Genomic DNA, 6,866 nt, shown 5'->3' with positions numbered 1-6,866 from the left:
GTCGGCATACCCCTATGAAGGGGCATGTTTCCTTTATCTCCTTGAAAATGCATTTACATTTGCATTTTCTGCGTGCGATGTTTCGCTGTCGTAGCATTCCTTGTCCTACGGGGAATGTTCGATTAAAACCATCGCTTTGCGCGATAACATTGAACCACCAGCGTTGCGCTGGCGCAGTCCGTACGTCGCAAAGCGGGCGCTCTGCGCTTTTCTTACCATCCCTCTTCCTTAAAACGAGAGATGGCTTCGATTCGATTGGACACTTCTAGTTTTTCCAGGATAATGGATACATAGTTTCGGACTGTTCCGTAAGAGAGGAATAGTTCTTCGGCAATCTGTTGAGTCGTTTTACCATCTGCAATTAGCCGAATGACTTGATCTTCTCTTTCCGTTAATGGGTTATCACTCTTGTTAAAAGCGATGTCTACTAGTTCAGGTGCATAAATTTTTCTACCTTTCATAATGGTTCGAATGGAATTGGCAAGTTCTTCACTTGGACTATCTTTTAATAAATACCCAAATACATCCGCTTTTCGAGCCCGTTCAAAGTAGCCCGCTCTAGCAAAGGTTGTAAGAATGATAATCTTACATTTGTGGTCTCTTAATTCCTCAGCTACATCAAGACCACTTTTGACTGGCATTTCTATATCCGTGATACAAATATCAGGTTCTATCTTTTTCACCAGTTCAATTGCTTCATCACCATTTTTGGCCTTACCAACTACTTCCATGTCTTCTTCTAAATCAAGCAAAGAACCAAGTGCACCAAGTAATAACCCTTGATCTTCTGCAATAACGATACGAATCACACTAATCCCTCCTGATTAACATTGGTCGATTGTTGAACAATCTTTGGGACTTGAATAATTAACGTTGTACCATTTTTCGATTCAATTTGTAAGTCTCCATTTACAAATTCCAATCTTTCTCTCATCCCTTGAATTCCATTACTTTCTATAGAGTCGCTCTCTTCTTTCATTCCGATTCCATTATCATCGACACTGATTCGAACCTCGCTGTCTGACTGAGCGATCCAGATACTGCAACGAGTAGCTTGGCTATGATTGACGACATTTGTTATCGCTTCTTTTAAACACATGCTAAGTACGTTTTCTACAAGCAAAGGTGTATTCGTTAGTACTGGAGTTCCTTTTAACTTGAAATCAATTTCAGCAGCCTTTATTACTTCTTTAATTCGAACGATCTCATCTTCCAGTTTCGTGCTTTTCATGTTTGAAACCATTTCTCTTACTTCATTTAATGCTGTTCTAGCGGTTTGATTAATATCGTGTATTTCTTGAATCGCCTTTGTTGGGTTTCTATGTACTAATTTTTCTGCTAAATCGCTCTTCAGTCCAATTAAAGAAAGTTTCTGTCCTAACGTATCGTGGAGGTCTCGTGCAATCCGTTCTCTTTCTTCCATTACCATAAGCTGAGAGATTTTTTTATTGGCATTTTCTAATTGATTTTCCAATAAATCTCGTTTATTTCTATTATACATATTGAATGGTAATAGAATGACTCCAATTACAGTGATGATGATAAATGGTAATTGGGAAAAATATGCTTCGCTTTGTGTGAAAAATCCTACGGTAACTGCAGCAATGGATGTGACGAGATGGACAACATACAACGTGATGAATCCGGATTTATTGGCGATGTTACCAATGAAAAAGGCTAAAAATAATGCGAAATAGACATATCCAAAATAGAGCGTCATTCCAATATTGATAGCAATTTCAATCCCAACAGAAACGTAAACAGTCCATCCCTTTTTTATAAATGATAAACGATAAGTTGTAAAAAATAGCATAATCATTAATACCCCAATAATTATTTCAATTGGAGTTGATGAACTAATGATGAAATAGAAAGGGAGTAAGCAAAATATAATCCAGGCGTAAATACTAAGTCCGGTATTTTTAGAAAAAATTTGATACCACTTCTGCATGGAGCACCTCCATTAATCAGCGTCTTTGCTTAAGTATAACAAAACCCTTCAATGATTACTTGAAGGGTTTAATAATTATGGTTATTTTTCTTGTACACTAGTCTTTCTCGTATTCAACTGGATGCTTGGTTTTGGTTTTTTCATACGCTGTTTAATTTCCTTGAAACTAATAAAGTTTTTGTTTTCTTCATCATATAGTCGAAAACGAATTGATTTTAAACTAGAAGCTAGTGTAATCGTTGTTGCTTTTTGCAATGGTGGTGTAGATTCATGTGCTTCTTCTAATTTATAATTTGGGACTCTTGGACTTAGATGGTGAACATGGTGGAATCCGATGTTACCTGTAATCCATTGTAGAATCAACGGCAATTTGTAATAAGAACTGCCATCAACTGCTGCTTTAACATAATCCCATTCTTCTTCGTTTTCAAAATACGAGTCCTCGAATTGGTGTTGTACATAGAATAACCAAATTCCAAGTGAACCAGAAATAAATAAAATAGGAAGCTGTACCATTAGTAATGCCTGCCAGCCAATCGTCCAAACTAATAAAGCATAGATGGATACAATAGTGAAATTAATCAAATAAGTGTTCCAACGCTCTTTAGGTTTTGCCCCTTTTCGGTTAAAACGGTTGGAAATTAAGAATAGATAAAGTGGACCTAAACCGAACATAACAATCGGATTTCGGTACAAACGATAAGCTAATCGGCCCCAGAACGAAGCTTGAATATATTCATCAACTGTCATGACCCAGACGTCACCAGTTCCGCGTTTATCTAGATTACTACTGGTAGCATGGTGTATTGCGTGACTTCTTTTCCATTTTTCAAAGGCGAAATGGGTGATAATCCCTGTGATTGTACCGATGATTCGATTTGCTTTTGGATTTTTAAAAAAGGACATATGGGTACAATCGTGGAAAATGATAAAAATTCGAACCACAAATCCCGATGCTACAATGGAAAAGGCTAAACTTAACCAGAAGGATATAGATAAACTTTGGTAGGCAAGGAACCACAGTAGTATAAATGGTGGTACCGTATTAATTAATTGAATGACACTAGCTTTCGTGTCTGATTTAGCAAATGGGGCAACACTTTTCTTCAATTCAGCTTGTTTTTTTCTACTCATCTTTTCCTCCTATTTAACATTTCATTTTGTATCTGGCACTATATAATCCCAATCGTTACTATCTAATGTGGCTTGTCTTAATGTTATGTAATCGCTACTGAAGTGTAGGATTTATTGCCGTTATAATTGGGATAATGCGCCTTTCTTATATTTTAAGTAAAAAGTAAAAAAACTATAAGTCACAAACGTAATTAAAAAACATGACAAATGTCATGTTTTTAGTGTTACCTTAATTCAAATTAATACATATCACACATCTCTTTATAATTGCATCGACTACATAACCTTGGTTGCTCATTTTTTGGAAAAGAGTGCAGATCATATGGTTTATTTTTTTCAGGGTCTTCAAGAAAACGGAGCATCCCTTCCACACTATGTTCAAATAACCTCTCCACATTAGAAAGTTCTGTTTCAGTTAAATGGTGGGTTTTACTAGTACCGGTTAACAAATATTCATTTCGAATCTCAATCTCATCTAAAGAATCCACGTCAAAAGCTCTCATAAGGTAATGAGCGTAAAGTGCTAACTGATTTTTATCTTCAATGGATTCCTTCCCAGTTTTCCAGTCGACAATAATCCATTTTCCTTTTTCCATATCACGATATACAAAGTCCATGACAATAAATATTTTCGTTCCATTTATCGTCATCGTCCGAAAACGTTCCGACTCTATAAAACGCATCTGTTTATTCCCGGTCATATCGGAAAATGTTTTACTAGAAAGAAAATGCTTCATCGACACAGCTAAACGATCTTGAATTTCTTCTATTTTTTCTGAAGGAAGTTTCCCATTATAGTAGATTTCGTGAAACATCGTATATTGCTTTGGTTTATGCATCCAGTCCTCTTTTCGGTGCATCGAATCGATATAGGCGGTATTTAACAGTCCACGTAGTGTACCGACTAGTTCATGTTCCGTTGGGATAGAGCCTGAGGACATATAATTGTTAATCACACCATTGATTACATTATGAACAGCACTTCCAAAATACATTTCTAAGTTCGTTAATTTTTTCAACCTATAAGCCGTTTTGGCAAAATTAGTTGACTCATAAAGCCAACCATTATGCCCTGCATAATAATCATAATAATATTTTCTCGAACAATCCAACAAGGTCTTATGACGCGATAAAGACCAAGAAAACTCAGGGTAGGTTCTTATTTCAAACATCGAATCACCTCAAAACATCATTACTTCTATTATAGTAGAAAAGGATTGCTTTGAGGAATGAATATTTTTCCTGTTCGCCAATCTTCAAAAAAGTAGTTATGGAATCCAACAAATACACATACATATTAAACTATCAAGAAGAAATGGGACAGGCATTGATAGGACAAATTATACTGAAGGGAGACCGTTTTGCTTGGAGTTTATCGAGACATTACTAAAGATATTATTAATCAATCTAATATTGAGTGGAGATAATGCAGTTGTTATTGCAATGGCCAGCCGTAACTTGCCAGAACACTTAAAACAAAAAGCCGTTGTGTGGGGAACTTTAGGTGCAGTGGCATTTCGGATTTTATTTACTTTAATCGTTATTTATTTATTGCAACTCCCTTTTATTCACTTGGTCGGTGGTTTGTTATTACTAGTGGTTGCCTATAAATTATTGGTTGATCAAGAGGAAGAAAATAATATTAAAGTAGGGAGCTCATTAAGGGATGCTATTGCGACAATCATTTTTGCTGACGTTTTAATGAGTTTAGATAATGTTCTCGCTATTGTAGCCGTCTCTGGTAGCGATATGGTAATTATATTTATCGGAATTATCATGAGTATCCCCATTATTATGTTCGCCAGTCATCTGATCTTGAATCTTATGGAGAGCTATCCCATTGTTATTTATATAGGAGCAGCATTACTAGCGTGGACAGCAGGGGAAATGATGCTAAAAGAAGGAAGTATCCAGCAATTTATAAGCCCAAATTCTATGGTGGAAACAACGCTTTTAATTGGGCTGATCTTTTTAGTTCTGGGAGTAGGAGCTACGAAGCGTAAAGTTAATGAAAGAAGTTAGTTAAGATGGGAAAAATACCGGTAGATGCGAACTATCGGTATTTTGTTGTTTATATATGAGTGGAAGGTGCTCACTCGCCCATGGTAGAACTCGCTCCTCAAGTGCCGAAATTCGCTCGCCCCAAGTTAAACTTGCTCCCCAAGGATTGAATTTCGCTCGCCCTCGAGTAAAACTTGCTCCCCAAGGATTGAAATTCGCTCGCCCTCGAGTAAAACTTGCTTCCCAAGGATTGAAACTCGCTCGCCCCAAGTAAAACTCGCTCCCCCTCGAGTAGAACTTGCTCCACAAACAGCAAAAAACGCTCCACTAAAATACCCTCCATACCAATACTCATCATCATAACCTATGTCCTACATTATTCCGGAATAAGACAAGTGTAGTGAACAATAGACTTAGATTATGGGTATAAAAGTACATGAAGGAGAGGAAGAATTAGTTGAAAAAAATACCTATTTTTGTCTTTTTGTTACTAGTGGTGCTATTGGGAGCATGTGGGGATCCTGTTGCTGACGAGTTGGAAAGATATGTGAATGAGGACTTGGAGGCTATCGCGGATATGGAAGAGGAGGCAATTAATTCTTATAATCAAATATCAGCTGGTGATTTTGCAAGCGATGAGGAAATTTACGTATTTTTACAAGAGGAAGTACTTCCAATGTACTTAGATTTTATCGATGAGTTAGAGGCAATTACTTTTGAGAATTCTGAGGTTCGTGACCTCCATGAAATTTATGTTGATGCTGTCAATACACAGCACAGTGCTATGCTAAAAACATTGGCAGCAATTGAAGAGCAGAATTATGAAAAGATTAGTGAAGCAAATGAACTACTGGCAGAAGGAAGAAAAGGAATACGAGATTTTCAAATGGAGTTAGAAGCATTAATGGATGAGCATGACCTCGAGTGGGAAGAAGAATAGATCATTCCTGGGACAAGGTAAATTATCCTTGTCCCCAGTCCAAATTTACTTTTCTGTCCAATAGCTAATGGCACCAATCGCAATTCCTAGAACTGCTCCCCCTAAAACCTCAACTGGCATATGGCCGAGCATTTCTTTTAATTCCTTGTCGCGCCTTTTATAGGACACAGTTGGATGATTTTCAGTTAATTTTTCTAGATGTTCATACATATCATTGACTGCAATAGCAGTCTGACCGGCCTGGTAGCGTATCCCCATTGCATCATACATAACGATAAGGCTAAAAATACTGCTTACTCCAAAATCAACAGAACGAAAACCGTCTTTCATCGCAACATAAGTAGTTAATGAAGTAACTGCAGAAGAATGAGAACTTGGCATATCTCCAGAACCAAACATTTTTCGCCAATCCCACTGACCAGTCTCTAAATAATGTAGAGGTACTTTTAGAAATTGAGCAGCACCAATCCCTATAAGTGCTGTTGAAAACGCCCGGTTTAACATATACTCACCTCAAGATTAAGATGAGAATATAGCGATGATTTTATACATGAGCTTGCTGCATATTTAACATAATGCTTAATTATAATTTACATGCATTTAATAATGGTAAGCTATAATGAAGTTGCGAATGAAGAAAGTCACTATTTTTCTTAATGTCTAGCTCCGAGCGCCTGCGACTAGCGAAGGAAAGAGATGCATCTTTGCCCTTTGTGCCGAGTAACGGCAGGCACAAGACTTCCTTCGCCTTCGTACGATAAAGAAGACTTGCCGATTGGTGAAACCAGAGGCTTAGTCGCACTTATACCCTTGTGGTGAAAGTCAACATCGACTCCGATA

General features: G+C 37.2%; 7 protein-coding genes. 2 read left to right on the top strand and 5 right to left on the bottom strand.

All coding sequences use genetic code 11. The features are described from left to right. Positions 1 to 212: 212 nt before the first annotated feature. The 4 genes from BUB12_RS17025 to BUB12_RS17010 all read right to left on the bottom strand — a co-directional run bounded on the left by BUB12_RS17025 (position 213) and on the right by BUB12_RS17010 (position 4,257). Positions 213 to 809, bottom strand: coding sequence for a response regulator transcription factor (locus tag BUB12_RS17025; RefSeq protein ID WP_072892109.1), 597 nt, complete (start codon positions 807 to 809; stop codon positions 213 to 215). Continuing rightward, a complete protein-coding gene (locus BUB12_RS17020; RefSeq protein ID WP_072892108.1) occupies positions 806 to 1,951 on the bottom strand; it encodes a sensor histidine kinase in 1,146 nt (381 codons plus the stop codon). The genes BUB12_RS17025 and BUB12_RS17020 overlap by 4 nt, the downstream gene beginning before the upstream one ends. Positions 1,952 to 2,032: 81 nt before the next feature. Further along, the gene (locus BUB12_RS17015; protein WP_072892107.1) at positions 2,033 to 3,085 is read right to left on the bottom strand and encodes a Delta(5) desaturase DesA; all 1,053 of its coding nucleotides are present in this window, start codon (positions 3,083 to 3,085) and stop codon (positions 2,033 to 2,035) included. 239 nt (positions 3,086 to 3,324) lie between these two features. Beyond that, complete coding sequence (locus BUB12_RS17010; protein ID WP_072892106.1) at positions 3,325 to 4,257, bottom strand: PD-(D/E)XK nuclease family protein; 933 nt, start codon at positions 4,255 to 4,257, stop codon at positions 3,325 to 3,327. A 193-nt stretch (positions 4,258 to 4,450) separates the two neighbouring features. Here BUB12_RS17010 and BUB12_RS17005 point away from each other — a divergent pair, with 193 nt between their 5' ends. Both BUB12_RS17005 and BUB12_RS16995 read left to right on the top strand, forming a co-directional pair. After that, positions 4,451 to 5,107 (top strand): YjbE family putative metal transport protein, encoded by a 657-nt coding sequence (locus BUB12_RS17005; RefSeq protein ID WP_072892105.1) that lies wholly within the window; start codon positions 4,451 to 4,453, stop codon positions 5,105 to 5,107. Between the two features lie 436 nt (positions 5,108 to 5,543). Beyond that, positions 5,544 to 6,026, top strand: coding sequence for a hypothetical protein (locus BUB12_RS16995; protein WP_072892103.1), 483 nt, complete (start codon positions 5,544 to 5,546; stop codon positions 6,024 to 6,026). 45 nt (positions 6,027 to 6,071) lie between these two features. Here BUB12_RS16995 and BUB12_RS16990 read toward each other — a convergent pair whose 3' ends face one another. Continuing rightward, positions 6,072 to 6,530 carry a divergent PAP2 family protein gene (locus BUB12_RS16990; RefSeq protein WP_072892102.1) on the bottom strand — a complete coding sequence of 153 codons (459 nt, stop codon included), beginning with the start codon at positions 6,528 to 6,530 and terminating at the stop codon, positions 6,072 to 6,074. Between the last annotated feature and the right edge of the window lie 336 nt (positions 6,531 to 6,866).

It is taken from the genome of Ornithinibacillus halophilus (assembly GCF_900129485.1).
In the GTDB taxonomy this organism is placed as follows: Bacteria; Bacillota; Bacilli; order Bacillales; family Amphibacillaceae; genus Ornithinibacillus; species Ornithinibacillus halophilus.
The sequence above is the reverse complement of the archived record's forward strand: the minus strand, read 5'-3'. Positions and strand labels throughout refer to the sequence as shown.

Excerpts from the sequence above, each read along its gene's own strand:
- BUB12_RS17020 (WP_072892108.1), bottom strand. The coding sequence starts at position 1,951 with ATGCAGAAGTGGTATCAAATTTTTTCTAAAAATACCGGACTTAGTATT.
- BUB12_RS17015 (WP_072892107.1), bottom strand. The coding sequence starts at position 3,085 with ATGAGTAGAAAAAAACAAGCTGAATTGAAGAAAAGTGTTGCCCCATTT.
- BUB12_RS17010 (WP_072892106.1), bottom strand. The coding sequence starts at position 4,257 with ATGTTTGAAATAAGAACCTACCCTGAGTTTTCTTGGTCTTTATCGCGT.
- BUB12_RS16990 (WP_072892102.1), bottom strand. The coding sequence starts at position 6,530 with ATGTTAAACCGGGCGTTTTCAACAGCACTTATAGGGATTGGTGCTGCT.